We start from the raw sequence: 25,788 nt of genomic DNA, 5'->3' as shown, positions 1-25,788 counted from the left end.
GGTCGCCGCTCATGCCTCAGTCAACCGCAGCGGCAGATAACCCCACGACCGGAGTGTGTTGTTGTGCTTGCGCCGTGGCGTGCCCGTCAGCTCGATGCGACGCACACGGCGGACCAGAGCGGTCAGCAGGGCCTCGGCTTCGAGACGGGCGATGTGCTGGCCGGCGCACTGGTGAATTCCCATCCCGAACCCGACGTGACCGCTGGGGTCGCGCTGGAGATCGAAACGGTCCGGCTGCACCCAACGGCGTGGGTCTCGATTCGCAGAGCCAAGAAACATCAGCACCTTGCTGCCGGCCGGGATCACGGTCCCGCCCAGCGATACATCCTGTTCGGCGACCCGGAAGAAGGTCTGGACCGGCGACTCGAAACGTACTGCCTCATCGAATGCCACGCGGATGAGTTCCGGCCGCCGACGCATCAGCTCGTACTGCTCCGGATTGCGAGCCAGTGCAGAAAGCACGGCAGAGATGCCATTCACGGTCGTGTCGACGCCGGCGGTCAGCAACGAGCGCACGATCAGCGGTGCCTGCTCAGCGGTGATGTCACCCCGGTCCGCTGCTCTCCAGATCTGCTCACCGAACCCGCCTGGCGCCAGCCTGTCCCGCGCACACTGTTCGCCGATCCACTCGGCGACGGCGCCGATGGTGGCTTCGCCGTCCTGGACGAGCGCGTTGCGGGGCCCGAAGGCGTTGAACGCGTGAGAGCCGTACGGCAAGAGGTTTTCGCGGCCGTCCTTGGCCAGCCCCACCGCGTCGGGGAAGACCCGCAGCGGGAAGACCTCGGCGAGCTCGCTCACCGCGTCGAGCTCACCACCACGCTTCACAAGATCGTCCACCAACGATTCAGGGTCGGCGAACCATTGATCGCGCAAGCCACGCAGGGCGCGCGAGGACAGCACGCTGGTGAGGACCGCGCGAGGCGCGTCGTGATGCGGCGGATCGGCTTCGAGCAGCAGACTCGGCGGGCGCCACGGAGTTTCGGTCCGAAAGTTCGCGAGTCCGACGCCAGCCCCGGAGATGAACGACTGCCAGTCACTGAGCGCTGCACGCACCTGCTCGTAGCGGCCGAGCGCAAAAACGCCGTAACGCTCGAGATATGCCACCGGGCCGCTGTCTCGGAGCCGAGCATGGAACGGATGCGGATCCTCGAGCAGTTCCGGCCCGAACGGATCGTCGTCGAAGTGCGGCAGCTCGGTCGAAGCCGCGTGATAAGTGGTGTCGGTCATGGTGCCTCCAGGGTGAACAAATCCACGTCGTCACAGGTCGAGGACGAGCCGGTCGCCGCAGGATCGGGAGACGCAAATCATCATGCGGTCCCCCTGACGGCGCTCGTCATCATCAAGCAGGGTGTCGCGGTGGTCCGGGGTCCCCTCCAGCACGCCGGTCTCGCACGTGCCGCACAGACCCTGCTCACAGGAGGACAAGACCGGCACCCCCGCATCACGCACCGCGTCGAGCACGGAACACTCCGGCGTGACCCGGACGCTCCTCCCGCTCCGGGCGAGCACGACCTCGAAAGCTTCGGAGCGCACCGGGGGCTCGGTCGCCGCAGCGACGAACCTTTCCGTGCGCACGCTGCCGGCACGCCAGCCAGCCGTGTGGGCGTCGACGGCGGCGAGCAGCGGTGCCGGGCCGCAGCAATAGGCAACCGTGCCGGGCGCGCCTGAGCCGAGAAAGTCCGCGACCGGAAGCAACCCAAACTCATCCTGGGGATGGATCAGCACCCGGTCGCCGTAGCGGGCCGTGAGTTCGTCGGCGAACGCCAACGACGCGCGGGTCCGGCCGCCATACAGCAAGGTCCACGAACTGCCGAGCCGCTCGACCGCTTGGATCATGGGGAGGATCGGCGTAATGCCGATCCCGCCGGCAACGAACCGGTAGTCGCGCGCTGGCACGAGCTGGAAGTTGTTGCGCGGACCGCCCACCAGCACGTTGTCACCCGGCGAGAGCTGATCGTGCACGTATGCCGAGCCCCCGCGGCTTGCGCTCTCGCGCAGGACCGCAATGCGGTAGGTGGCGGGGTCCCACCGGTCGCCGCACAGGGAGTATTGCCGCGTGAGGCCACCGGGCAGGATGAGATCGATATGCGCCCCGGGCGTCCAGTCAGGCAAGCGTTGCGCGTCCTCCTGACCAAGACGGACACTGACGACGCCGTCGGACTCCCTGCGCTTGTCGAGCACGGTCAGGGACAGCTGGGTGCGCGTCGCAGCGGTGGGCATCGGGGTTGGCAAAGTCATGGTGGCCTCACTGTGGTTGTGTGACCGAGTTCACTCCGCCCGCAACGCCGACACCACGGCTCTCTCACTGAGTGAGAGAGCCATCGAAATTACCCCGCCCAATCCCCACCAAAAGCGACGCTGCGCGCCGGCGTCGGGGAGGTGGTCGCGATAGCCGCCGGATTCCTCTACTACGGGTGTAGGTCGCGCAGCTCGTGCTCGAGCGCGGTGAGTTCGTCGCCGCCGGCCATCTCACCGGTCAGCTGCTCCAGGGTGATGTGGTCGCGCTTCGCCTCGAGCGACACCTCACCCAGCTTCAGCACCACAAACCGGTTGCCCACTAGGAACGCGTGATGCGGGTTGTGGGTGATGAAGACGACCCCGAGCCCGGCATCCCGCGCCTTCACGATGTACTTCAGCACCACGCCCGACTGCTTCACGCCCAGCGCCGCGGTCGGCTCGTCCAGGATGATCACCTTCGCGCCGAAATAGATCGCCCGCGCGATCGCCACGCACTGCCGCTGCCCGCCGGACAACGCACCGACCGGCCGATCCAGATCGGGTATGACGATGCCCATTTTGCGCAGCTCGCTGTCGGCGATCTGCTTCATCTGCGCTACCCGCAGCATGCCGAGCGGCCCGTGCAATTCCTTGCCGAGGAAGAAGTTGCGCCATACCGACATCAGCGGCGCGAGCGCGAGGTCCTGGTAGACGGTCGCGATCCCCGCATCCAGCGCCTGCCGCGGCGAACCGAAGTGGGTGACCTGCCCGTGCACGAGCATCCGCCCCTCGGTGTAGTCGTGCAGCCCGGCCATGATCTTGATCAGCGTGGATTTGCCGGCGCCGTTGTCGCCGAGCACGCAGGTCACCTCGCCCTGCCGCACGTCCAGGTTGATCCCGTGCAGCGCCCGCACGTTGCCATAGGACTTGCCGACATCTTCCAGCCGTATGACGGTCTCGGTCACCGAGGTGCCCCCGTCCGGCCCATCCGTGGGCCGCCGTGCAGCAGTGCTCATCGCTTCGCCGCCTGACGCCGCACAAAGGTGTTGATCAGCGTGGCACCGACGAGCATCACTCCGAGGAAGGTCTTCAGCCAGTCGGGGTTCCAGCCGGCATAGGTGATGCCGAGGTTGGTCATGCCGTAGATCAGCGCGCCCAGCGAGGCGCCCGCCACCGACCCATAGCCGCCGGTCAGCAGGCAGCCACCGACGACCGCCGCGATGATGTAGATGAACTCGTTGCCGATGCCCATATTGGTCTGCACCGCGTCGAAGTTGAACAGCGTGTGCATGCCGAGCAGCCAGGCACAGAAGCCGACGAACATGAACAGCCCGGTCTTGGTCCGCGCGGCCGGCACACCCACGGCCCGCGCCGACGCCTCGTCACCTCCGGAGGCCAGGATCCAGTTGCCGATCCGCAACCGGGTCAGCGCGACCGCGGCCACCACGGTGAGCACCAGCCAGAAGAGCAGGGTGATCTCCAAGTGCAGGCCACCGATCGAGATGTCGGAGGCGAAAACCGCTGCGGCAGAGTCGTATCCGTCGATGTCGGTGATCCGCGGCGAAGTCACCCCACCGGCCACCAGCTTGGTCACCGCCAGGTTGCAGCCCTGCAGGATGAAGAAGGTCCCGAGCGTCACCAGGAAGCTCGGCAGCTTGGTGCGCTGCAGCAACCACCCGTTGAACCAGCCGATCCCGAGCGCCAGCACCAACGACAGCAGCACCCCGACCCACACATTGAGGCTCCACTGCCAGGCGATCATCGACGCGGCCAACGCGGCCGTCGTCACCGCGACGCCTGCCGACAGGTCGAACTCGCCACCGATCATCAGCAGCGCCACCGGCACGGCCATCATCCCGATGGTGGAGGCCTGGTAGAGGATCGTGCCGCTGTTGTCGATCGCGCGAAACGGTGGCGCCACCGCCATGAACAGCACGAACACCGCGATCGCACCGATCAGGGCGCCGATCGCCGGGAAGGACAGCAATCGCGCGTATGCCGGCCGCGCGGCCACGCGCCCGTCGCCCTCGTCGGCGGTGGCGGTCGTCATACCCAACCTCTCGTTCAGCGGGTGCCGGCCGCCGCGAACTTCGCGACCGCGTCGACATTGGACTTGTCGACGAAGGCCGGCCCGGTGAGCGTCGGCATGCCACCGCCCACGGTGTCACCGTTGGTCGTGTAGAGCCAGATCGAGTCGACCGCGAGATAACCCTGCAGCCACGGCTGCTGGTCGACCGCGAATTCGACGTCGCCGCCCTGGATCGCCTTGACCAGGTCGGCGTTGGTGTCGAAGGTGCCGACCTTGGCGCTGGACCCGGCGGCCTTCTTGGCCTTGACCGCATTGAGTGTGATGTCGGCGTTGAGCCCGACGATCCAGTCAATCGCCTTGTCCTGCTGCAGTTTTGCCGTGACCGTGGATTGCACCGACGGCAGGTCGTTGCCGTTGACGTAGACGATCTGGGTCGCCGGCACCTTCTCCTTCACGCCATTGCAGCGGTCCTCCAGGCCGACATTGCCCTGCTCGTGGATGATGCAGATCGGCTTCTTGGCGCCGGCCGATTTGAGCTTGTCGCCGACCGCCTGCCCGGCGACCTTTTCCGGCTGACCGAAGAAACCGATCATGCCGAAGTTCTTGTAGACATCCGAGCCGGAGTTGAGCCCGACCACCGGGATCTTGGCCTTGACCGCGTTGCCGACCGCGCCCTTCATGGCGTCCGGCTTGGCGAGCGTCGTGGCGATGCCGTCGACCTTCTTGTCCACCGCCGCCTGCACCAGCGAGGCCTGCTTGGTGCCGTCGGGGTCGGCCGAATACTCCAGCTTGATGTTGTCCTTCGCCGCGGCCGCCTGCGCGCCCTTGCGCACCAGGTCCCAGAAGGTGTCGCCCGGCCCCGAGTGGGTCACCAGCGCCACCGTCATCGACGGGGTGTTCGCCTTACCTCCGGGAGCAGCCGAGCTCTCGGTCGCCTTCTTGCCGCCGGAGCTGGAGCAGCCGGCCAGGGCGAGCGCGGCCGCCAGGCCGAGGGCCGCCATACGGGGTGTGCGGTTCATTGCTGGTCCTTTCGGTCACTCACGTCGCGACGAGACGCGAGGGCGTATGCCGCTGCGCGCGGCATCCGTGGGACATCCCACCAGCCCGGGCGGCCGGATGGGGTGCTTTGTGGCGAGGCGTGTCGCTCCTCATGCCAGGCCCAGGCCCATCAGGAAGGCGATGGATGCGCTGACATCACGCATCGCGCTCACGCCGGTGTCCCCGTCGGCGAGCATGGTGTCCTGCTCGAGGACGTACCAGCCGGCATACTGCTCTGCCTCGAGGGCGGTGACGATGCCGGCGATGTCGACCTGGCCGCTGCCGAGCGGCACGTACAGGCCAGCTCGCACCGCATCCGCGTAACTGAGATCACCGGCGCGCACGGCGGCAGCGAGATCGGCGCGCACATCCTTCAGGTGCACATGCGCGATGCGCTCGGGCGTCTCGCGGGCGATCCGCACCGGGTCGGTGCCACCGATCAGCAGATGACCGGTGTCCAGGCATAGGTCGATCCGGCTGTCGTCGAGGGCGCGCCGCACCTCCGGCTCGCGTTCGATCATCGTGCCGACATGCGGGTGCAGGGCGGCGGTCAGCCCGCGCTCGGCGGCCGCGGCCCGGATGAGGTCGAGCCGCTCGAGCAGCAGCTCCCAGCCCTGCTCGTCCAGGCTCGGCCGGCCGTCATAACCCGCCGTCCCGGTCGCCGCGGCCAGCACGAGCACATTCGCTTGCGCGACGACGAGCGCGTCGAGGGCGTCCGCAATCGCCGGCAGCGGGTCGTGGTCGGTCCGGTGCAGCACCGCCGGGACGAACTGGCCGACCGATCGCAGTTCGTATGCCGACAGCAGGCTCACCTTCTCGGCCGGGTCCTTGGGCAGGAAGCCATCGGGGCCGAATTCCGTTGCGCCCAGGCCAAGTTCGCCCATCTGGTCCAGCACGATTCCGGGGGCAAGCTGCCAGCCCCAGTCCGGGACCTCACATACCCCCCACGAGATCGGCGCGCCGGCGATCCGGCTGGCGAGAGCCGTCATACGGCTAAATGTTAGAACATTTGCACACAGCCGTCACCTGCATGCGGGCGTGGCACTCGCATGCGGGCACAGCACTCGCAGACGGTGGTCACCGCATGCGAGTCGACCGCAGGCATGCAAGTGGGCCGGGGGCAGGCGAGTGAGCTACTGACCGGATTCGGGCTGCTCGGCCCACCAGCGCAGCAATTCCTCCCGCGCCGCGTCCTCGCCGACCGGGCCCTGATCGAGCCGGAAGGCCAGCAGGTGCTGATAGGCCCGGCCGAGCACCGGACCCGGAGGTATGCCGAGGATCTCGCCGATCCGATTGCCGTCGAGTTCCGGCCGCACCTTGCCCAGCTCCTCGGCGGCCTGCAGCTTCTCGATCCGCGCCTCCAACTCGTCATAGGTCGAGGCGAGCCGGGCCGCCTTGCGACGATTGCGGGTGGTGGAGTCCGAGCGAGTCAACAGGTGCAATCGCGACAGCAAGGGCCCCGCGTCGGTGATATAGCGGCGGACCGCGGAGTCGGTCCACTGGCCCTCGCCATACCCGTGGAAGCGCAGGTGCAACTCGATCAGCCGGCAGACATCGCGGATCGTGTCCTTGTCGAACCGCAGGGCGCGCAGTCGTTTGCGGGCCAGCTTGGCGCCGACCACCTCGTGGTGGTGGAAGGACACGCCGCCACCGGATTCGAACCGCCGGGTCGCCGGCTTGCCGATGTCGTGCAGCAGCGCAGCCAACCGCAACACCAGGTCGGGGCCGGGCACCGGTTCGACCGTCTCGACCCCGGGCACCGACCGCGGGCCCTCGAGTGCCATCGCCTGCTCGAGCACGGTGAGCGAGTGCTGGTAGACGTCCTTGTGCCGGTGGTGCTCGTCGATCTCCAGCTGCAGGGCGGGCAGCTCGGGCAGCACCAGCTCGGCCAGGCCGGTGTCGACCAGCAGCGCCAGACCCGGCCGCGGGTTGTCGGCCAGCACGAGCTTGCTCAGCTCGTCGCGGATCCGCTCGGCCGACACGATCTCGATGGTCGAGGCGCGCTCGCGCATCGCCGTCTCCACCCGGGGCGCGACCCGGAAGTCCAGCTGCGCGGTGAACCGGGCCGCCCGCAGCATTCGCAAGGGGTCGTCGGCGAAGGACACCTCGGGTGCGGTCGGGGTGTCGAGCGTGCGTTCGGCGAGGGCGCGCAGGCCGTCATACGGGTCGACGAACTCCAGATCCGGCAGCCGCAGCGCCATCGCATTGACGGTGAAGTCGCGGCGGACGAGATCTTCGGTGAGCGAGGAGCCGAAGGCGACGACCGGCTTGCGGGTCTGCCCGTCGTAGGCGTCGGCGCGGTAGGTGGTGATCTCGACCTTGTCACCGTCCTTGAGCACCCCGATCGTGCCGAAGGCGCGACCGATATCCCACACCGCTTCACCCCAGGGGCGCACGAGTGCCTCGGTCTGCTCCGGCGAGGCCGAGGTGGTCAGGTCGAGGTCGGAGGTCCGCCGGCCGAGGAAGGCATCGCGCACCGGGCCGCCGACCAGGGCGAGCTCGTGCCCGGCAGCGGTGAACACCCGGCCCAGCTCGGTCAGCAGCTCCAGGTGCGGGGCGAGCCTGGCGACGGCCCGTCGTTGCAGGTCACGCATGGTCGCGTCGTCGGGGGCAGGCACCGGACAAGCCTACGGGGAGGCTGCGATCGGGCGTTCCGCTGGCTACAGTGACGGAATGACCCTGCAGGTTCCTCGAGCGCACCGCCCCACCCGGCGGCTGCCTTCGCTGGAGGAGATCTCTGCAGGTGGGGTGATCATCGACGTGCGCGGCGGTTTCGCCTGGCTCGCGCTGATCGCGCGCTACAACCGCGCCGGCCGGCTGGAGTGGTGTCTGCCCAAGGGCCATGTCGAGCCCGGTGAAACCCTGGTCGAGACCGCGGTGCGCGAGGTCGCCGAGGAGACCGGCATCAGCGGTCGAGCGCTCGTCACCCTCGGCACGATCGACTATTGGTTCTCCACGCCGCGCTTCCGGATCCACAAGCGGGTGCATCACTATCTGCTCGAAGCGCTCGGCGGCGAGATCACCATCGAGAACGACCCGGACCACGAGGCGGTCGAGGCCGCTTGGTTCCGGCTGGACGAGGTCGACCAGCGCCTGACCTTCGCCAACGAGCGCCGCATCGCGCATGCGGCCTGGCAGCACCTGTCCGGGCCCGCCTGAGCTCCGTGTCCCGCCTGCGTCGCGCGACGGCCGTCTGGGTCGCCCTCCTCACCCTGCTCGGTCTCGTCGGTTTCGCACCCCCGGTGTATGCCGACGCCCCGACCGTCGCGCTGCACCTGGACCCGGCGGGTGAGCTGGCCAGCAAGAACTCGCCGACCACGGTGGGCGGCACGGTGACCAACACCACCGGAGGACCGCTGGACCAGGTCGTCGTCCACGTCGCGCTCGGGGGAAGCCTGCTCGACACGCCATACGGCGTCTCGTCCTGGTCGGACGGCAGTCGCCGGATGGCCCAGCAGGAGGTGGCGACCACGACGGTGGGGAATCTCGCCCCGGGTCAGACGGTGCGGTTCACCGCCACCATCGCCGCGGACAAGCTCGGCTACTCCTATACCTATGCGTCGCTGCCGATGACGATCACCGTCACCGAAGGCAGCGCGGTGACCAGCACCTCGACCCTGCAGTCGACCCGCACCACCTTGGAGTGGGGCACGCAGAGCGCCACCACGCCGATCGGCACCACGGTGATCGTGCCGTTGACGCTGCCGGCCGACCCGGCGCTATTCGGTCCGGCCGGAGCGGCCCGCACCGCCGCGTGGACCAAGGCGATCGGCCCGAACTCCGCGATCGCCCGCACGGTCGCGGCCTTCCAGGGTGACCCGGTGACCTTCGTCGTCGATCCCTCGATCGTCGACCCGCCGGTCGCGGCCGACCCCGACCTGCCACCGCTGTCCACCCCGACCCAGGGCGAACCGCCCACCGCCACCGCAGCGCCGTCGTCCTCCACCTCGCCGTCGGCGACGTCCACCCCGACGTCCACCCCGACCCAGACGCCGTCGCCGACGAGCACCGCCTCCGGCACGGACTCACCGACCAGCAGCGGGCCGACGAGTTCCTCCAGCAGCAGCACCACCACACCGACCACGACCGATCCGGTCACCGCGCTCGCCGACACCCTGCTGCGGCAGCTGCAGGACAGTCGCGTCCCGGTGTGGTGGACGCCGTATGGCGACCCCGACCTCACCGGTCTCGGCAGCCTGCGGGCCAACCAGATCCTGCAGCGCATGCTCGGCCGGGGCCTGCCGCAACGGCTCGCCCAGGTCAGCACCACCACGGTCGCCTGGCCGGCCGCCGACCAGTCCGCGAGCGCCACGGGGGCGATGTTGCGCCTGTGGCAGGCGGCCCGCGGCTCGGCCGCGTCGTTGCTGCTGCCGACGCGCGCGGTCGACGCCAGCGGGGTGCTCGGCACCGACGTGCGCCGCCTGACTGGCACCGCGGGCGTCCTGCTGTATGACGACCGGCTGAGCAGCCTGCTCGCCGATGCGAGCGTCGACCCCGGTGTGCGGGTGCGCCGCCTGCAGGCGGAGCTGCTCGCCCTTTACCAGCAGCGGCCCGGCGACACCCGCAGCGCAGCGCTGGTCGTGCCGCGCACCGCAATCTCCGACCCTCAGTCGCTCTCGGCCGTCGTCGCCGCGATCCGCACCGCGCCCTGGCTCAGCACCGCCACAGCGACCCAGTCGCTGACCGCGCAGGCCAAGGCACCCGCCGCCCGGCTCCTCTCCACCCCGGCCGCCCCCAGCATCCCCGCCCCGCCGCCGGTGCCCGTCGGCCGCGACGACCTGCGTCAGCTGGCGGAGTTCCGGCGCCGGCTGGACGCGGTCACCTCGATCGCGGTCGACTCCAGCGGGATCGCCGCCGACCGGGGTCGCGCGCTGGACGAGATCGGCTCGGTGCGCTGGCGCGGCAATGCCACCGGCCTGCGCCAGGTGTTGTCCGCCGACGGCACCGCGCTCGCGAACATCCTGGCCAAGGTCACCGTCAACCCGTCCAGCGTCAACCTGCTCGCCGACTCCGGCAAGCTGTCGGTCACGGTCGTCAACGGGCTGTCGCGCCCCGTGCACGATCTGCGCCTCACCCTCCAGCCGCGCAAATACCTGCTGCGCATCCCGGAGCAGCCGACCCTGCCGGCGCAGGTCGGCGCCACCTCCCGCACCAGCGTGCGCACGACTGTGGTCGCGGTCGCTCCCGGTGAAGTGTTGGTCGACGCGGTCCTCACGACCCCCGACGGCACGCTGCTCGGCCCCGATCCGACCTCGCCGACGCAGTTGAGCATCAACGTGCGTCCGCCGTCGTCGTGGATCTATGTCGTCCTCGGTATCGTGGCCGGGCTGGTGTTGCTGGTCGGCACGCTGCGCAGCATCCGCCGGGGCCGGCCGACCTCGCCGGTCACCCCGGGTGGCCCGCTCGCCACCCCGGCCGAAGCGGTCATCGACGCCGACCCGCAGCGCGCCCCCACCGACGACCTGACCCCGAGACCACCGGACGAGGAATGACGCCACCCGACGCTCCCGGTTCGTCCCTGGGTTCGCTGTACCAGGCGGCCTCGCCATACCACCCGGCTTTGCCGGAGATGCCGGGCTCGCTCGGGCAGCAGTATGCCGAGTGGATCGGGGCGGACGCCGCCGCGAACCGGCCCAGCCTCGGCACAGCTTGGCGCAGCGCCGGCGACGGCCATCCTTCGCCGGTGACCGCGTCACCGGACGCCGCGCTGGCCGGCGAGACCGGACCTGCGGCGGAGGCGGCCGACACGGGTGGCCGCGGTGGCATCCTGCGGTCCAGCGCGATCATGGCCGCCGGCACCCTGACCTCCCGGCTGCTGGGCTTCCTGCGCACCGGTCTGGTGGCCGCGGCGATCGGCGATGCGACCAAGACCGCGGACGCGTGGAACACCGCCAACACCTTGCCCAACATGATCTACATCCTGTTGGCGGGCGGTGTCCTCAACGCCGTGCTGGTGCCGCAGCTCACCCGGGCGCTCAGCCACGGCGACGGCGGCAAGCGCTACACCGACCGGTTGCTCACGCTGTCGATGACCATCCTGCTCGCCATCACGGTGCTGTTCACCGCGGCGTCGCCGCTCGTCTTCCGGCTGATGGACACGAGCGGCCGGCTGCCCTTCAGCCTCGGCGTCACCTTCGCCTTCATCTGCCTGCCGCAGATCTTCTTCTACGGCGTCTACACGCTGCTCGGCGAGGTCCTGAACTCGCGCAGCCGGTTCGGGGCGTTCATGTGGTCGCCCGCGCTGGCGAATGTGGTGTCGATCATCGGCGTGGCGTGGCTGCTGATGACCACCCACCGCGGCGACCTGGCCACCGCGAGCAATTGGACCACCGGCAATATCGTCGCGCTTGCCGGGTTCACCACCTTGGGCATCGCCGCCCAAGCGCTGGTGCTCGTCATCCCACTGCGCCGTGCCGGTTACACCTTCACCCCGGATTTCACCTTCCGCGGCGTCGGCCTGCGCACCGCCTCGACCATCGCCATCTGGGCCTTCGCCGCGGTGGTCGTGCAGCAGGTGGGAGTGACGGTCTCGACCAATGTGCTCAACAGTGTCCCGCCCGGCAACAGCGGCAGCTTCGCCAACTCGATCGCCTTCTTGTTGTTCATGCTGCCGCACTCGCTGGTGACGCTCAGCCTGGTGACCGCGCTCTACACCCGGATGTCCAAGGCGGCCCACGAGCGGCGCACTGGCCAGGTGCTCGACGACATCACCACCGGTTTGCGGCTGTCCGGTCTGTCCACCGTGGCGGTGACGATCGGTTGTCTCGTGCTCGCCGTGCCGGTCACCCGCGCCTATCTGGGTGGCGACGGCACGATCGTCGGTTATCCCACGATCGCGATGATGATCGGCATCGTGCCGTTCACCGTCTGCGTGCTCGTGCAGCGGGTGTTCTACGCCTACGAGGACGCCCGCACGCCGTTTTGGATGCAGGTCATCTGCACCGTGGTCGCGATCGCCTTCACCATGGTCGCCCTGACCCTGCCCGACCGCTTCGTCGGCCCGGGCGTCGCGGCCGCGCAATCCCTCAGTTATGTCGCTCAGGCCGTTGTCGGGGTCGTCTGGCTGCAGCGCTCGGTCGGGAGGTTCACCCTCACCGGTGTCGCTCGCACCTACGTCCGCCTGGCCATCGCAGCGACCGCCGGCGCACTCGCCGCGGCCCTCGCCCGGTTCGGCATCGAAGCCGTGCTCGACCCTTATGCCCGGCTCACCAATGTGCTCACCGTCGTCATCGGCGGCGCGCTCTTCCTCGGGGTGTATGTCGTGCTCGCCCGCCGGATGCGGGTGAGCGAGATCGACCAGCTGTTGCGGCCGCTCACCTCCCGGGTCCCGGGGTTATCCCGCCGCGCCACCTAGGATGCATGCCAGACCACACCGCCGGACACCCTGAAAGCCGGCGCCCACCCACCACGAGGGAGATCACGTGCAGGGCATCGCCGCGGGCTCGACGCTGGCCGGCCGATACGCGCTGGACCGCGCGCTAGCCACGAGCGAAGCCAGCGAGACGTGGGTGGCCACGGACCGCACCCTCGACCGCGAGGTCATCGCGACCCTCTTCCCGCGCACTTCGGACAACGCCGCCGCCACGCTGGATTCGGCACGCCGCGCCGCGGCGGTCGAGGACCGGCATCTGCCGCGCGTGCTCGACGTCGGCACCGAAGACGACACGTCATATGTGATCACCGAGGCGCTGCACGGCGCGGAGTCGCTCGCCTCGATGCTGCAGTTCGACCCGCTGCCGCCCGAGGAAGCCCGGCGGATCATCGGCGAGGCCGCCAGCGGTCTGCACACGGCTGCCGGTCGCGGGCTGCACCATGGCGCCCTGACCCCGCACGAGCTGGTCCGCTCGCGGGACGGCTCGGTGTCCGTCCTCGGCGTCGCCACCCTCGCGGCGCTCTCCGGCGAGGACGACCGTCCCGGCGATGTCGCCTCCCGCGACGACACCGTGGCGCTCGCGGAATGCCTGTATGCCGCGCTCACCGGCCGCTGGCCGGGGGAGAAGCCGGTGCGTGGGCTGCCCTCGCAGGACCGGCGGGTCGACGGCATGCTCCCGCCGGCCAAGGAGCTCGTGCCCGACGTCCCCGGTGACCTGGACACGCTGTGCTCCGCGGTGCTCAACGACGACGAAGGCCCGCGCACGCCTGGTGAGCTGGCGCGTCAGCTCGCCCCGTGGTCGCCGGACCAGGTGACCGAGCGCGACCCGAGCGGTCCGCAGCGCCACCTCTCCGGCGCCGCGCCGCGGGGTTCTCATCGGTATGTCGCCCCGGCAGCCGCTGCGGGAGCCGGGGCTGCCGGCCTCGCCGCCGCGGGTGCAGCCGGCGCCGCCCGCGCCGGTGCGGCCGGCCGCGGCACCGACACGTCGGCGCCGACCGAGCGGTCGGTCAGCACCGACAGCGACCCGACGATGGTCGGTCGGCCCGCCGGCTACGACGAGGACGACACGGGAACCTTCGACGCCACGGCATACCGCGGTCGCGACGGCTATGAGGACGATGACGACGGCCGGCTCGACCCGCCGATGCCGCTGTTGCAGTCCGGCTCGGACGACCCGGACCAGTCCTCCAGCAAGATCGCCCTGGCGATCGTCGCTGCGTTCCTGGTCACCGCGCTGATCTTCGGCGTGGTCGGGGTGAAGGGGCTGTTCAGCGGCAAATCCTCGGACGAGCCGCAGGGCGGCGCCACGAGCAGCGCGACCACGACCGGCGCGCCGACCTCGGCGACGACGAGCTCCAGCCCCTCGGTGCCGCGGGGCAACAAGATCGCGGTCTCCTCGGTGGACGTCTTCGACCCCGAGGGCAATGGCACCGAGCACCCCGAGCTGGTCAAGAACGTCACCGACGGCAATCCCTCGACCGAGTGGATGACCCGGATCTACCGCACCGCGCAGTACAGCGGGCTGAAGTCCGGCAGCGGGCTGGTGCTCGATCTCGGCAAGTCCCAGCAGGTCGGGTCGGTGAAGATCACCATCACGAGCAACCCGTCCACGATCCAGGTCTTCGTCACCGACGACCCCAAGGACAAGGGCACCACGCCGTTCGGCACCGTGACCAATGGGTCGGGCGAACAGACCGTCACCGGCACCAAGGAAGCCACCGGCCGCTATGTCGTGCTGTGGATCACCGCGCTCAGCAAGGGCAATATCGGTGGCTACCGCGAGAAAATCGCCGAGGTCGAGGTCCTCTCATGACGCAGGTCGATCCACGCGACGACCGCGCCCTGATGGCGGCGCATGTCGCCGGCGACCCCGATGCCTTCGGAGAACTCTTCCGGCGGCACAAGGACCGCATGTGGGCGGTGGCGCTGCGCACCTGCAATGACCCCGAGCTGGCCGCCGACGCGGTGCAGGACGGCTTCATCTCCGCCTTCCGCCGCGCCGCGTCATACCGCGGGGACGCCCAGGTCACCACCTGGCTGCACCGAATCGTCGTCAACGCCTGCCTGGACCGGCTGCGCCGCGTGCGACCGACCTCCGAGCTGCCCGAATACGACCTGGCTGACCGGCACGACCACCACGCCAGCACCGTGGTCCGGCTGGACGTGCAGGAAGCTCTCAGCAAGATCCCCAAGGCTCAGCGACTGGCGCTCACGCTGGTCGACATGGAAGGTCTGTCGGTCGCCGAGGCCGCCACCACGCTGGAGGTCGCCGAAGGGACGATCAAGTCCCGGTGCGCCCGCGGCCGGGCCGCCCTGGCCGAACTCCTGCGCGACAAGCACGGCGAGGGCTACCGGTGAGCACTCGGAAAATTCTTCGGAACCCATGCAACCGTGACCGCGTCGTAGTCCTGACAGGCCTGGAGAGCGGCTCATTGACATCCGTGATGAGCAGGCACCGGCGTCCCCACCGGGGCGTCATCTCGCCTGCACCGACGGGAGGAACGCTGTGAACACACCAACGCCGCGCGATGTCGACCGGGAGTTCGAAGAGGACCCCACCGGCATCGGCGCCTTGTTGCGTGCTCAGCCCGATCCCGGACCGATGCCGGCCGCGCTCGCCGACCGGATCACCGCCTCCCTGCGCGCCGAGCGCGACGCTGCCGCCAGTGGTGTGGCGTCACTGAGCGAGCACCGGTCGGCCGCGATCCACCACCGTGACTCGACACCCCAGCGTCGCTCGAACCGCACGCTGCGCGTCGTCGGGGGCCTCGGCGCCGCCGCGGCCATCGGCGCAGTCGCGGTGCTGGGTTACCAGGCCTCGCAGAGCTCGACTCCCGCGACCAACGCCGGCCAGTCCTCGCTGCCGGCCGACCTGCAGGGCAAGGTGTTCGTGCAGAACACCGGCGCCAACTACACCCGCACCTCGCTCGGCACCCAGGCCGCCGCGCTGCTGAAGAGCAACTCGTCGGGCACGCTCGATGCGGACAAGGTCAAGCAGCTTGGGTCCATCGCCACGCCCGCCGGCGCGATGTCGTGCGCGTCCTCCATTGGTGCCGACATGCTCAACAAGCCGGACAAGGTGACGATCGACATCGCCAAGTTCGAGAACCAGCCGGCCCTGGTGATCGTGGTGGATCGCGACGGCAAGTCCACCGCGTGGGCGGTCTCGCGCGACTGCAAGAGCTCGCAGAAGCCGCTCGCCGGTCCGACCTCGGTCACGACCTGAGCCGCGGTCGCCGGGTGCTGGGCAGCGCGGGAACATCCGGGCCTTACGATCGGTTGTGCGGGAAGACCCGCTGAGATCAGGTCCGAGAGCCTTCCCGAGGAGAACTGTGAGCAACTCCGCCACCGATGACGACGTTCGTCAGCTCATCATCATCGGATCCGGCCCGGCCGGATACACCGCGGCGGTGTATGCCGCCCGGGCCAACCTCGCCCCGCTTGTTTTCGAGGGGTCGGTGACCGCTGGCGGCGCGCTGATGAACACCACCGAGGTGGAGAATTTCCCCGGCTTCGCCGAGGGCATCATGGGCCCGGACCTGATGGAGCAGATGCGCGCTCAGGCCGAGCGCTTCGGCGCGACGCTGGAGCGTGATGACGTGACCGCCGTGGATCTCACGGGGGACATCAAGCTGGTCACCGATGGTGAGGGCCGCGTGCACAAGGCGCGGGCGGTCATCCTGGCGATGGGGTCGGCATACCGTGAACTCGGCCTGCCGGACGAGAAGCGACTGTCCGGTCACGGCGTCTCGTGGTGCGCGACCTGCGATGGTGCGTTCTTCCGCGACCAGGACATCGCCGTCGTCGGCGGCGGCGACTCGGCCATCGAGGAGGCGACCTTCCTCACCCGGTTCGCCAAGTCGGTGACCCTCGTGCACCGCCGGGACGAATTGCGTGCTTCCAAGATCATGGCCGAGCGGGCCCACCGCAACGACAAGATCCGTTTCGCGTGGAACAGCGAGGTCGTCGGGCTGCACGGCGAGGGCAAGATCAGCGGCATCACGCTGCGTGACACCCAGACCGGTGCGGAGCGCCCGCTTGAGGTGACCGGTGTCTTCATCGCGATCGGACACGAGCCGCGCAATGAGCTTGTCCTTGGTCAGGTGGAGACTGACGCCGAGGGATACGTCCTCGTGCAGGGCCGGACGACCGCGACCAACCTGCCGGGCGTGTTCGCCTGCGGTGACCTGGTCGACCACACCTACCGCCAGGCGATCACCGCGGCAGGCTCAGGTTGCGCGGCCAGCCTCGACGCGGAGCGCTACCTCGCCCACATTCCAGCCGATCAAGACCTGACCGAATTCCAGCCGATTACCTTGTGACACAACGGTTTTCAGCGACAAACCATTAGGAGAGGACACACTTTCATGGGTGCCACCAAGCAGACCACCGACGCGACCTTCGAGCAGGACGTGCTGAAGAACGACAAGCCCGTGCTGGTCGACTTCTGGGCGCCCTGGTGTGGCCCGTGCAAGGCCGTCGCGCCGATCCTGGACGAGATCGCCCAGCAGTATGACGGGATCGAGGTCATCAAGCTCAACACCGACGAGAACCCGATGACCTCGGCGAAGTACGGCATCACCGGCATCCCGACGCTCAACGTGTATGTCAACGGTGAGGTCGTCAAGACCCTCGTCGGCGCACTGCCCAAGCCCAAGCTGGTCCGCGAACTGCAGGACTACCTCGCCTGAGCATCAGCGCACCAAGGCCCCGGCATCCTCTGGCGGAAGCCGGGGCCTTCTGCATCCCGTCGAAACCCACCGCCGGTTGGGACATGCCCTTTCGTGGTTGAGCAAGGGGAGGAGCGAGCGACGACCCGCGTCGAAACCCCACCGCTGGTTGAGCGAGCGTTGTCCTGAGCGAGCGCAGCGAGTCGAAGGGCGGAGCGAGTCGAAACCACACCGCCGGTTGAGCGTTGTCCTGAGGAAGGCGACGAAGGCGATGTCCTGAGTGGCGCGAGGTAGGAGCGCGTATCGAAAGGAGCCGCCTCGAAGGGAGCCGCATCGAAACCCGTTGCGCCCCAACGGATTTCACCTCGAGACGGCCCGTCCTGCTCAGCTCAGGCCGAGGACGTCCAGGATCCGGTGCAGGTCATCGGCGCCGGCATACTCAATGACGACCTTGCCCTTCGAGCGCCCCTGGGAGACATTCACCCGGGTGTCCAGCCGATCCGACAGTCGCGCGCCGAGGTCGTCGAGTTCCTCGGACCGCTCGCGAGGGGCGCTGTGCCGCTGTGGCTTCTCCTTCTCGCCGAGGCTGACGATCTCCTCGGTGGTCCGCACCGACAGGCCCTCGGCCACGATCCGCTGGGCGAGCCGCTCCTGGGCTGCGGCATCCGGCAGCCCCAGCAACGCGCGCGCGTGCCCGGCGGACAGCACACCCGCCGCGACGCGGCGCGCCACCAGGGGCGGGAGCTTCAGCAGTCGCAGCATGTTGCTGATCTGCGGTCGGGACCGGCCGATCCGCGTGGCGAGCTCCTCATGCGTGCAGTCGAAGTCATCCAGCAGCTGCCGGTATGCCGCCGCTTCTTCCAACGGGTTCAGCTGCGAACGGTGCAGATTCTCCAGCAACGCATCACGCAGCAGGTCATCGTCGGAGGTGCTGCGGACAATCGCCGGGATGGTGTCCCGCTCGGCGGCCTTGCTGGCACGCAACCGCCGCTCACCCATGATGAGCTCGTAGCGCGCCTCACCGTCGGCATCCGGCAACGGCCGCACGACCACCGGCTGCAGCACGCCGATCTCGCGAATGCTGTGGGTGAGCTCGGCAAGGTCGTCCTCGTCGAACACCGTGCGCGGCTGACGCGGGTTGGGCCGGATCTGCTCGACCGGGATTTCGGCGAAGGCCGCACCCGGGACGGCCTGCAGCTCACCGGTCGATTCGGCCGGCCGCGCGTCCTCGGCGGCGGAAGCGTTTCCCGTGAAACCTTCGCCAGCGGTGCGCGATGCGCCGGGGAAGAAGACGTCCGAGGGACGCGCCGTCGCCGGCGCTCCTTCGGCCGTCGTGGGGATCAGGGCACCGAGACCGCGTCCGAGACCGCGCCGCTTGTCGCTCATAATCGCTCAGCCTATCGACGCCGGACTGGTGCCTCGTGACCGGCTGTCGGCATGGCGCACACCAGGTCGACGGGGCCGCTGCGCCGGGAAAAGGGGCTGGTCAGGCGCGGCGGGCTAGTTCGGTGGCCGCCTCGAGATAGGAGAGCGCACCACTAGAGGTGGGGTCATAGGTCATCACGGTCTGTGCGTGACTGGGCGCCTCCGAGATCCGCACCGACCGGGGGATCCGCGCCTTCAACACCTGGTCGGGGAAGTGCGAACGCACCTCGTCGGCGACCTGCGCGGACAGCCGAGTGCGGGCGTCATACATCGTGAGCAGGATCGTCGAGACGCTGAGCGCCGGGTTGAGATGCTTGCGGATCAGGTCGACATTGCGCAGCAATTGCGACAGGCCCTCAAGCGCGTAGTACTCGCACTGGATCGGGATGAAGACCTCGGTCGCCGCGACGAATGCGTTGACTGTGAGCAGGCCGAGGCTCGGCGGGCAATCGATGAGCACGTAGTCGAAACGGTCCTCGCCGGCCCGGTCGGACATCAGCTGCTGCACCGCGCGCGCCAGCCGGCTCTCGCGCGCCACGAGCGAGACCAGCTCGATCTCGGCGCCGGCCAGGTCGATGGTCGCCGGCGCGCACCACAGGCCCGGCACGTCGGGACATTCCTGCAGCACGCTGTCGAGCGATCGGTCCTCGACCAGCACGTCATAGATGCTGGGTACCTCTGCGTGATGAGGTATGCCGAGTGCCGTGCTGGCGTTGCCCTGCGGATCGATGTCCACGACGAGCACGCGCAGGCCTTTCGCCGCGAGCGCTGCCGCGATGTTCACCGTGGTCGTCGTCTTGCCGACCCCGCCCTTCTGGTTCGCGACGGTGAGCACCCGGGGCCGGTCAGGCCGGGACACCTCGGTGGCTGCGACGACGCGGCGGCGCTCGGCCTGATCCCGCAGCTGACGGGCCAAGGGCGCATCGGTTTCCCGTGAAACGGTGACCTGTCCGGCCGCGTCCGCCGCAGCCGCGGGGTCCGGCTCGGCCATGACCGACGGCCGCTCGGTCACCGGCCGACCGGGCTGCTCGTCCGGTTGTGGGTCGATGCGCTCAGTGTTCGGATCGGTGCGCGAGGGCATCAACACATCCACCCAGGGTCGATTGGGGGGTACCGCCGTGGAGCCTCCGACCGATGCCTGTTCGGTGCGAGCCTCGCCCGCTGGTTCGCCCCCTGGGTCGTCGGCAGCCGAACCCGCGGCTGCGGCGCTGGCGTCCGGAGCGTCCACCGCGGCGGATTCCGCCGCCACGCCATCCGCCAGCACAACCGGTCGGGCAGCCGGGGCAGGCACCTGCCGCACATCCGCGGTGACGACCGGCTCCTGCCAGCCCACCGGCTTCGGCGAGGCCTGGGTGCGCGGGGCAGGTGCGATCCATCCGGTGGCGGAGGTCATCGACGGGCCTTTCGTGATCGACGGGCGCGGCGGGCGGCCGGGCGTGGGTCAACGCGACGCTCGCGCAGAATGTCCACGACCACGGTCGGTGGCTCGACCACCCCGACGCCGCATTCGCGCACCTGCGGGGTCGCACCGCCCAAGGCCGCGATCGTATCGCTCGCCTCCGCAACCTCATCGGCCGCCGACGACCCTTTCATCGCCAGCATGTGCCCTCCTGCCGGCAGCAGCGGCAGACACCACCCCGCCAGCGTGTCCAGCCGAGCGACCGCCCGTGAGGTGACGACATCGACGGTGAGCTCCCCGTGCAACTGCTCAGCCCGGGCGCGGCATACGGTGACCTGCTCCAGGCCGAGGTCGGCACGCACGGTTTCCAGCCAGGTGACCCGACGCAACAGCGGCTCCACCAGGGTCACGCGCAAATCCGGGCGGGCAATGGCGAGCACCAGGCCGGGCAAGCCGGCGCCGGAGCCAATGTCGGCGATGGCAACGCCGGAGGGAATGCCGTCGGCAATCACCGCGCAGTTGAGCACATGCCGATCCCACAGCCGCGGAATCTCGCGCGGTCCGATCAGCCCGTGACTGGTCCCGGTGTCGGCCAGATGAGCCACGAACCGCTGCATGAGTGGGAGTCGGTCGCCGAGCAGGCTCCGTGCCGCCTCCGGTGACTCGGGCGGCTCGGGCGAGGCGACCGCGGGCGCCTCGGGTTTCACGTGGAACTCAGTTCGCGGGGAGCACGACGACATATCGCCGTGGCTCGACGCCTTCGGACTCCGAGCGCAGCCCGGCCGCCAGCACCGCGTCGTGGACGACCTTGCGCTCGAAGGCGGTCATCGGGTCCAGCGACACCCGCTCACCGGTCTGCTTGACCGTCTCGGCGGTCTGCTCGGCCAGGGCGATCAACTGAGCCCGCTTCTCGGCCCGGAAACCGGCGACATCGAGCATCAGTCGGCTGCGCTGCCCGGTCTCGGCCTGCACGGCGAGCCGAGCCAGCTCCTGCAAGGCCTCCAGCACCTTGCCGTCCGGACCCACCAGGCGCCGCGGCACGCGACCCTCCTCGGAGTCGACGATCGAGACGACGGCGCGGTCGCCGTCCACGTCGACGTCCAGGTCGCCGTCAAGGTCGGCGATATCGAGCAACGACTCCAGGAAGTCGGCAGCGATTTCGCCCTCACGCACCAGATCGTCGGTGGTCTCGGTCTCCTCGACGGCGGGCGTGTCCTGATCGGTGGTGGTGTCGGTCATCGATGCACACTTTCGGTAGAAACGGCCCCCTGACGGGGCAGGTCGGGACGCGCGCTCAGCGCTTGCGGTTCTTCTTGCGTTTGTTGCTCGTCGGTTGCACCCGTTGCCCGCTGCCCTTGCCGGCGAGGGAGCCGCCGGCGGTGGACCGGCCCGGCGTGCCCTGGGTGGCCACCACCGCCGAATCGGCACCATCGGCGGCCTCCGCTTCCGGCTTGGTCAGGCCCGGGATGCTCAGCTTGGCCGACGGCTTGCCCTTCGCGGCCCGGCGGGCCTCCAGCGCCTTCTCGGCCTCCGAGCCCGGCGCCGGCATATGCCGGATGACGTAGAACTGCTGGCACATCGTCCAGATGTTCGTCACCAGCCAGTAGATGAGCACACCGATCGGGAAGTTCGGTCCGGTGAAGAAGAAGACCAGCGGCAGGATGTACATCAAGATCTTCTGCTGCTTGGCCATCGGGTTGTCGAGCGCCGCGGCCGGCATGTTCTTGGTCATCAGCTGGTGCTGGGTGGTGAAGGTGCTCACCGACATCAGCACGATGAGGACCAGCGTGACGATCTTGGTCGACATACCGCTGGAGTTCATGAAGGTCGCCGACAGCGGCGAGCCGAACAGCGTCGACTTCTCCGCCTGGTCGGCCAGCTGGGCCGACAGCGGGCCGATCGGCGACTTCTGTCCCGAGCCGATCTCGGGCAACCGGGACAGCACGCGGAACAGCGCGAAGAAGAAGGGCGCCTGCAACAGCATCGGCAGACAGGAGCTAAACGGGTTGGTGCCCGTGCGCTTGTAGAGCTCCATCGTCTCTTCCGTCATCTTCTGACGAGACTCTGGATCCTTCTTGCCCTTGTACTTCGCCTGGATCTTCTGCAGCTCGGGCTGGATCAGCTGCATCCGCCGCGAGGACTTGATCTGCTTGACGAACAGCGGGATCAGCAGGATCCGCAGCACGATGACCAGGCCGACGATGGACAGCGCCCAGGTCCAGCCCGACTTCTCCGGCATACCGATGGCGGAGAACGCCGAGTGGAAGCCAACCATCACCACCGCCACGAACCATTCGAGCGGGAAGAGGATGGTGTCCAACATGAGGATCCTTAGGTCAGGAGGCGGAGGTCACGGAGGTTTCGGAGGGCTGTCCCGCCTTCGACGGAACGTGGTCCACGCCGCCAGGGTTCCACGGGTTGCAGCGGGCGATGCGGCACAGGGCCAGCCAACTGCCCTTGATCGGTCCGAATCGCTGCAGCGCGGTCACGGCATACGCCGAACAGCTGGGGGTGAAGCGGCAGGTCGGCGGGGTGAGCGGGGAGATGAACCGCTGGTAGAGCCGCACCAGGATGACCAGCGGCCAGGCAAGGATGCGGTTGACCGTGCTCATCGGCCACCGGCCAGGGTGCGGTCGAAGGCCCGATCGAGAGCCGCGGCCAGGTCGGCGCTGGTCGCCTCCGCGGCCGCGGGATTGGCCCGTATGACGACCCGCGCGCCCGCCGGGAGCCGGTCCAGTCGGGCCGCGACCAGGTGACGCAGCCGGCGCTGGGTGCGGTGCCGGACGACCGCATTGCCCACCGCCTTGGACACCACGAAACCGACACGGACCGGTGTCACCGGAGTGTCGGCATCGGGTCGTGCCTGGCGCACATAGACCACCAGCAGTGGGCCGGCCGCTCGCCGGGTGCCGCGATCGCGCAGGACCGCGCGGAAGTCCGCGCTGTCACGCAATCGGTGGGCTACCGGGAGCATGTCCCCGCGTCAGCCGATCGGCGTCAGGCCGACAGCTTCTCGCGGCCCTTGCGGCGACGCGCGGCCAGGATGGAACGGCCGGCGCGGGTGCGCATCCGCAGGCGGAAACCGTGGGTCTTGGCCCGGCGGCGGTTGTTGGGCTGGAAAGTACGCTTGCTCACGTCGGTCTCCGTCGAATGGTCCGGGCGGGCTGCCCGGTCGGTCAGGGTCGTGGACTCGCCGTCGCGGGACACCACGACACGGACGGCATACGCGAGATCTGGCCTCGCCGCCGCCTCGTCTCGCTGAGATGACCGAATGTCACCGATCGCGGCGGGCAGAGTTACCCATAAACTTTACGGGCGAGCCGCGACGGGGGTCAAACCGAGCGCGGCCGCTCGCCACACTGGTCAACCTCTCAGTGAACCGCCCTGACCCCAGGCCGCCCGCGCGACACGCCGAGCGAATCGAAAAAGTTCGCCGCTTCAGGTTGCCCACGGCTCGGCCCGCTTGTTAGCGTCGGCGCTCGCGCTCCTTCTCGATGTCATCCACAGCCTGGGGATAAGCCTGTGGATTGCCGTCTACGATGGTCAGCGCATGACCCCCGGTCAGCGCCCTTTTCGGCAGTGCCCGGTGTGAGGACGAGCCAGTCGTCCCCGCAGCCGGCCCGCCGCACGCCCCGTTCGCGTGCCGCCCGCCCGGCACCAAGGAGATGATCGCCCTGTCCGCCGAGTCCGAGCTCAACCTGCCGCAGATCTGGCACGCCACCCTTCTCGGGCTCGAAGACTCCGGCATTCCTCCGCGTGACCGCGCGTTTTTGCGGCTGACCCGGTTGGTCACCGTCGTGGGCGGCACGGCGGTGCTCGCGGTGCCCTACGCGCACACCAAAACCTTCATCGAAGGGGAGCTGAACGACGCGATCTGTGCCGCGCTCGCCGACCAGGTCGGTGAGTCGGTGCGGCTAGCCGTCACCGTGGACGAGTCGCTGAGCTCGGTGCCCGAGGCGGACAGCGCGGCCGACGGTCCCGCGCTGGTGGAACCGCAGGAGCAATCGCCGGACGGACAGACCCGGCTGGAGATGGCCACCATCTCGCGGGTCTCGGTCACCGACCGGCAACTCGACGACGCCCGGCTCAACCCCGACTACACCTTCGACACCTTTGTCGTGGGACACGGCAACCGGTTCGCGTGCGCGGCCGCGCAGGCGGTGGCCGAGACACCGGCTCGCTCCTACAACCCGCTGCTGGTCTACGGCGACTCGGGGCTCGGCAAGACCCACCTGCTGCATGCCATCGGCAACTACGTGCGCAGCTACTACCCGAATATGCGGGTGCTCTATGTGAACTCCGAGGAGTTCACCAACGACTTCATCAACAGCATCCGCGACGAGAAGGGCCAGTCCTTCCAGAAGCGGTATCGCGACAATGTCGATGTGCTCCTCATCGACGACGTGCAGTTCTTGCAGGGCAAGGACGGTACCCAGGAGGAGTTCTTCCACACCTTCAACGCACTCCACAACAGCCAGAAGCAGATCGTGCTCACCTCCGACCAGCCGCCGAAGAAGCTGTCCGGGCTGGAGGACCGGCTGCGCTCGCGGTTCGAGTGGGGACTGACCACCGATGTCACTCCGCCCGACCTGGAGACGCGCATCGCGATCCTGCGCAAGAAGGCGACGGCGGACAAGATCCAGATCCCCGATGATGTGCTCACCCTCATCGCCGACAAGGTGCCGAGCAATATCCGGGAGCTGGAAGGTGCGCTGATCCGGGTCACGGCCTACGCCTCGGTGTCCAAGCAGCAGATCACCGTGGAGAACGCCAGCCAGGTGATCCGCGACCTGATGGTGGGCAACACCGCAGGTCAGATCACCGCGTCGCTGATCATGGACAAGACCGCGGAGTACTTCAACATCAGCGTCGATGAGTTGTGTGGCTCCTCGCGATCGCGCAATCTGGCCAACGCCCGGCAGATCGCGATGTACCTGTGTCGTGAACTCACCGACTTGTCGCTGCCCAAGATCGGCCAGCAGTTCGGCGGCCGCGATCACACGACCGTCATGTATGCCGACCGCAAGATCCGTCAGCTCATGGGCAGCCGGCCGCACCTGTTCGACCAGATCACCGATCTGACGTCGCAGATCCGCCAGGCCGCCAACAAGCTCGGCCGCGCCTGAGCGACGCCTCCGACGGACCGCCCTCCACTCGCCCCGTCGCGTTCTCCACTGCGACGTCCACACCGCCGCTTCGACATTCGCCCAGCACACGGGCGGTTTATCCACCTCCTCTCCACAATCTGTGGATAACTCTGTGCACAACGGTGGGGACGACGCTGTGGTCTTCGGCGCCCGGCAGCCGACCTTGCGCTGCGGCATCTGCACAGCCGTCCTGTGTACAACACTCGGTAACTGTGGATAACAGCCCCGGTTATCCACGACCACCGCCGGACCGGTTGTGGAACAAGCCGAACTATCCACAGCCCCCGCGGTCGTGTCCCTACTTATCCACAGCATCACTCACCGGCCTCGGCATACCGTGACCAGCGGTAATGGTCGTTCTCCCCAGAACTCACAACTGCTACTACCACCAACATCCTTCTCCTACCCCTCTCCGCGCACCGCGCACTGCCCACAAGCTCACCTTCCCGCTGCCCTCGCGCCGGACCCCGGTGCGCATTAGGGTCGGGGCG

At 68.8% G+C, this 25,788-nt stretch carries 24 protein-coding genes; 9 read left to right on the top strand and 15 right to left on the bottom strand.

What is annotated here, in order from left to right:
* Positions 1-9: 9 nt before the first annotated feature.
* From G9U51_RS10600 to G9U51_RS10570, 7 genes are all read right to left on the bottom strand, one after another.
* Positions 10-1,227, bottom strand: a complete 1,218-nt coding sequence (locus G9U51_RS10600; RefSeq protein WP_166196777.1) for a cytochrome P450 — start codon at positions 1,225-1,227, stop codon at positions 10-12.
* A gap of 30 nt (positions 1,228-1,257) precedes the next feature.
* Positions 1,258-2,181 carry a PDR/VanB family oxidoreductase gene (locus G9U51_RS10595; protein WP_328823430.1) on the bottom strand — a complete coding sequence of 308 codons (924 nt, stop codon included), beginning with the start codon at positions 2,179-2,181 and terminating at the stop codon, positions 1,258-1,260.
* A 227-nt stretch (positions 2,182-2,408) separates the two neighbouring features.
* Positions 2,409-3,233 (bottom strand): ATP-binding cassette domain-containing protein, encoded by an 825-nt coding sequence (locus tag G9U51_RS10590; protein WP_166196775.1) that lies wholly within the window; start codon positions 3,231-3,233, stop codon positions 2,409-2,411.
* The gene (locus G9U51_RS10585; RefSeq protein ID WP_166196773.1) at positions 3,230-4,267 is read right to left on the bottom strand and encodes an ABC transporter permease; all 1,038 of its coding nucleotides are present in this window, start codon (positions 4,265-4,267) and stop codon (positions 3,230-3,232) included. The genes G9U51_RS10590 and G9U51_RS10585 overlap by 4 nt, the downstream gene beginning before the upstream one ends.
* 14 nt (positions 4,268-4,281) lie before the next feature.
* Positions 4,282-5,265, bottom strand: a complete 984-nt coding sequence (locus tag G9U51_RS10580; RefSeq protein WP_166196771.1) for a substrate-binding domain-containing protein — start codon at positions 5,263-5,265, stop codon at positions 4,282-4,284.
* 129 nt (positions 5,266-5,394) lie between these two features.
* Positions 5,395-6,273, bottom strand: a complete 879-nt coding sequence (locus tag G9U51_RS10575) for a TIM barrel protein (RefSeq protein WP_166196769.1) — start codon at positions 6,271-6,273, stop codon at positions 5,395-5,397.
* Between the two features lie 144 nt (positions 6,274-6,417).
* Positions 6,418-7,878 (bottom strand): CCA tRNA nucleotidyltransferase, encoded by a 1,461-nt coding sequence (locus G9U51_RS10570; protein WP_166196974.1) that lies wholly within the window; start codon positions 7,876-7,878, stop codon positions 6,418-6,420.
* Positions 7,879-7,957: 79 nt separating this feature from the next.
* On the opposite strand from G9U51_RS10570, the gene G9U51_RS10565 reads away from it, so the two are divergent.
* The 8 genes from G9U51_RS10565 to trxA all read left to right on the top strand — a co-directional run bounded on the left by G9U51_RS10565 (position 7,958) and on the right by trxA (position 17,347).
* Positions 7,958-8,443 (top strand): NUDIX hydrolase, encoded by a 486-nt coding sequence (locus G9U51_RS10565; protein WP_166196767.1) that lies wholly within the window; start codon positions 7,958-7,960, stop codon positions 8,441-8,443.
* Positions 8,444-8,448: 5 nt separating this feature from the next.
* Positions 8,449-10,776 carry a DUF6049 family protein gene (locus tag G9U51_RS10560; RefSeq protein ID WP_166196765.1) on the top strand — a complete coding sequence of 776 codons (2,328 nt, stop codon included), beginning with the start codon at positions 8,449-8,451 and terminating at the stop codon, positions 10,774-10,776.
* Positions 10,773-12,638 (top strand): murein biosynthesis integral membrane protein MurJ, encoded by a 1,866-nt coding sequence (gene murJ, locus G9U51_RS10555; protein ID WP_166196763.1) that lies wholly within the window; start codon positions 10,773-10,775, stop codon positions 12,636-12,638. The genes G9U51_RS10560 and murJ overlap by 4 nt, the downstream gene beginning before the upstream one ends.
* A gap of 67 nt (positions 12,639-12,705) precedes the next feature.
* Entirely contained in the window at positions 12,706-14,469 is a 1,764-nt protein-coding gene (locus tag G9U51_RS10550) for a protein kinase family protein (protein WP_166196761.1), read from the top strand.
* Positions 14,466-15,014 carry an RNA polymerase sigma factor SigM gene (gene sigM, locus G9U51_RS10545; RefSeq protein ID WP_166196759.1) on the top strand — a complete coding sequence of 183 codons (549 nt, stop codon included), beginning with the start codon at positions 14,466-14,468 and terminating at the stop codon, positions 15,012-15,014. Before G9U51_RS10550 ends, sigM begins: the two co-directional genes overlap by 4 nt.
* Before the next feature lie 148 nt (positions 15,015-15,162).
* Complete coding sequence (locus G9U51_RS10540) at positions 15,163-15,882, top strand: hypothetical protein (protein WP_166196757.1); 720 nt, start codon at positions 15,163-15,165, stop codon at positions 15,880-15,882.
* Between the two features lie 106 nt (positions 15,883-15,988).
* The gene (trxB, locus tag G9U51_RS10535) at positions 15,989-16,978 is read left to right on the top strand and encodes a thioredoxin-disulfide reductase (protein WP_171715608.1); all 990 of its coding nucleotides are present in this window, start codon (positions 15,989-15,991) and stop codon (positions 16,976-16,978) included.
* A gap of 45 nt (positions 16,979-17,023) precedes the next feature.
* Positions 17,024-17,347, top strand: a complete 324-nt coding sequence (gene trxA, locus G9U51_RS10530) for a thioredoxin (protein ID WP_166196752.1) — start codon at positions 17,024-17,026, stop codon at positions 17,345-17,347.
* Between the two features lie 363 nt (positions 17,348-17,710).
* On the opposite strand, the gene G9U51_RS10525 is transcribed toward trxA, so the two are convergent.
* The 8 genes from G9U51_RS10525 to rpmH all read right to left on the bottom strand — a co-directional run bounded on the left by G9U51_RS10525 (position 17,711) and on the right by rpmH (position 23,285).
* Positions 17,711-18,712 carry a ParB/RepB/Spo0J family partition protein gene (locus tag G9U51_RS10525; protein ID WP_166196750.1) on the bottom strand — a complete coding sequence of 334 codons (1,002 nt, stop codon included), beginning with the start codon at positions 18,710-18,712 and terminating at the stop codon, positions 17,711-17,713.
* A 100-nt stretch (positions 18,713-18,812) separates the two neighbouring features.
* Positions 18,813-19,832 carry a ParA family protein gene (locus G9U51_RS10520; RefSeq protein ID WP_166196972.1) on the bottom strand — a complete coding sequence of 340 codons (1,020 nt, stop codon included), beginning with the start codon at positions 19,830-19,832 and terminating at the stop codon, positions 18,813-18,815.
* 308 nt (positions 19,833-20,140) lie between these two features.
* Entirely contained in the window at positions 20,141-20,857 is a 717-nt protein-coding gene (rsmG, locus tag G9U51_RS10515; RefSeq protein WP_328823427.1) for a 16S rRNA (guanine(527)-N(7))-methyltransferase RsmG, read from the bottom strand.
* A gap of 7 nt (positions 20,858-20,864) precedes the next feature.
* Positions 20,865-21,389: a Jag family protein gene (locus tag G9U51_RS10510; RefSeq protein WP_166196746.1), complete on the bottom strand. Its 525-nt coding sequence runs from the start codon at positions 21,387-21,389 to the stop codon at positions 20,865-20,867.
* A 55-nt stretch (positions 21,390-21,444) separates the two neighbouring features.
* A complete protein-coding gene (yidC, locus tag G9U51_RS10505; protein ID WP_166196744.1) occupies positions 21,445-22,473 on the bottom strand; it encodes a membrane protein insertase YidC in 1,029 nt (342 codons plus the stop codon).
* A 13-nt stretch (positions 22,474-22,486) separates the two neighbouring features.
* Complete coding sequence (gene yidD / locus G9U51_RS10500; RefSeq protein ID WP_166196742.1) at positions 22,487-22,762, bottom strand: membrane protein insertion efficiency factor YidD; 276 nt, start codon at positions 22,760-22,762, stop codon at positions 22,487-22,489.
* A complete protein-coding gene (gene rnpA / locus G9U51_RS10495) occupies positions 22,759-23,124 on the bottom strand; it encodes a ribonuclease P protein component (protein WP_166196740.1) in 366 nt (121 codons plus the stop codon). Before rnpA ends, yidD begins: the two co-directional genes overlap by 4 nt.
* A gap of 23 nt (positions 23,125-23,147) precedes the next feature.
* Positions 23,148-23,285, bottom strand: a complete 138-nt coding sequence (gene rpmH / locus G9U51_RS10490; RefSeq protein WP_166196738.1) for a 50S ribosomal protein L34 — start codon at positions 23,283-23,285, stop codon at positions 23,148-23,150.
* A gap of 530 nt (positions 23,286-23,815) precedes the next feature.
* On the opposite strand from rpmH, the gene dnaA reads away from it, so the two are divergent.
* Positions 23,816-25,276 (top strand): chromosomal replication initiator protein DnaA, encoded by a 1,461-nt coding sequence (gene dnaA, locus G9U51_RS10485; protein ID WP_166196736.1) that lies wholly within the window; start codon positions 23,816-23,818, stop codon positions 25,274-25,276.
* The last annotated feature ends 512 nt before the right edge of the window (positions 25,277-25,788 follow it).

This window comes from Metallococcus carri (assembly GCF_011440275.1).
GTDB lineage: Bacteria > Actinomycetota > Actinomycetes > Actinomycetales > Dermatophilaceae > Metallococcus > Metallococcus carri.
The sequence above is the reverse complement of the archived record's forward strand: the minus strand, read 5'-3'. Positions and strand labels throughout refer to the sequence as shown.

Coding starts and splice junctions, on each gene's coding strand:
- G9U51_RS10600 (WP_166196777.1), bottom strand. CDS start 1,227: ATGACCGACACCACTTATCACGCGGCTTCGACCGAGCTGCCGCACTTC.
- G9U51_RS10590 (WP_166196775.1), bottom strand. CDS start 3,233: ATGAGCACTGCTGCACGGCGGCCCACGGATGGGCCGGACGGGGGCACC.
- G9U51_RS10585 (WP_166196773.1), bottom strand. CDS start 4,267: ATGACGACCGCCACCGCCGACGAGGGCGACGGGCGCGTGGCCGCGCGG.
- G9U51_RS10580 (WP_166196771.1), bottom strand. CDS start 5,265: ATGAACCGCACACCCCGTATGGCGGCCCTCGGCCTGGCGGCCGCGCTC.
- G9U51_RS10575 (WP_166196769.1), bottom strand. CDS start 6,273: ATGACGGCTCTCGCCAGCCGGATCGCCGGCGCGCCGATCTCGTGGGGG.
- G9U51_RS10570 (WP_166196974.1), bottom strand. CDS start 7,878: ATGCGTGACCTGCAACGACGGGCCGTCGCCAGGCTCGCCCCGCACCTG.
- G9U51_RS10565 (WP_166196767.1), top strand. CDS start 7,958: ATGACCCTGCAGGTTCCTCGAGCGCACCGCCCCACCCGGCGGCTGCCT.
- murJ (WP_166196763.1), top strand. CDS start 10,773: ATGACGCCACCCGACGCTCCCGGTTCGTCCCTGGGTTCGCTGTACCAG.
- sigM (WP_166196759.1), top strand. CDS start 14,466: ATGACGCAGGTCGATCCACGCGACGACCGCGCCCTGATGGCGGCGCAT.
- trxA (WP_166196752.1), top strand. CDS start 17,024: ATGGGTGCCACCAAGCAGACCACCGACGCGACCTTCGAGCAGGACGTG.
- G9U51_RS10525 (WP_166196750.1), bottom strand. CDS start 18,712: ATGAGCGACAAGCGGCGCGGTCTCGGACGCGGTCTCGGTGCCCTGATC.
- G9U51_RS10520 (WP_166196972.1), bottom strand. CDS start 19,832: ATGCCCTCGCGCACCGATCCGAACACTGAGCGCATCGACCCACAACCG.
- G9U51_RS10510 (WP_166196746.1), bottom strand. CDS start 21,389: ATGACCGACACCACCACCGATCAGGACACGCCCGCCGTCGAGGAGACC.
- yidC (WP_166196744.1), bottom strand. CDS start 22,473: ATGTTGGACACCATCCTCTTCCCGCTCGAATGGTTCGTGGCGGTGGTG.
- yidD (WP_166196742.1), bottom strand. CDS start 22,762: ATGAGCACGGTCAACCGCATCCTTGCCTGGCCGCTGGTCATCCTGGTG.
- rnpA (WP_166196740.1), bottom strand. CDS start 23,124: ATGCTCCCGGTAGCCCACCGATTGCGTGACAGCGCGGACTTCCGCGCG.
- dnaA (WP_166196736.1), top strand. CDS start 23,816: ATGATCGCCCTGTCCGCCGAGTCCGAGCTCAACCTGCCGCAGATCTGG.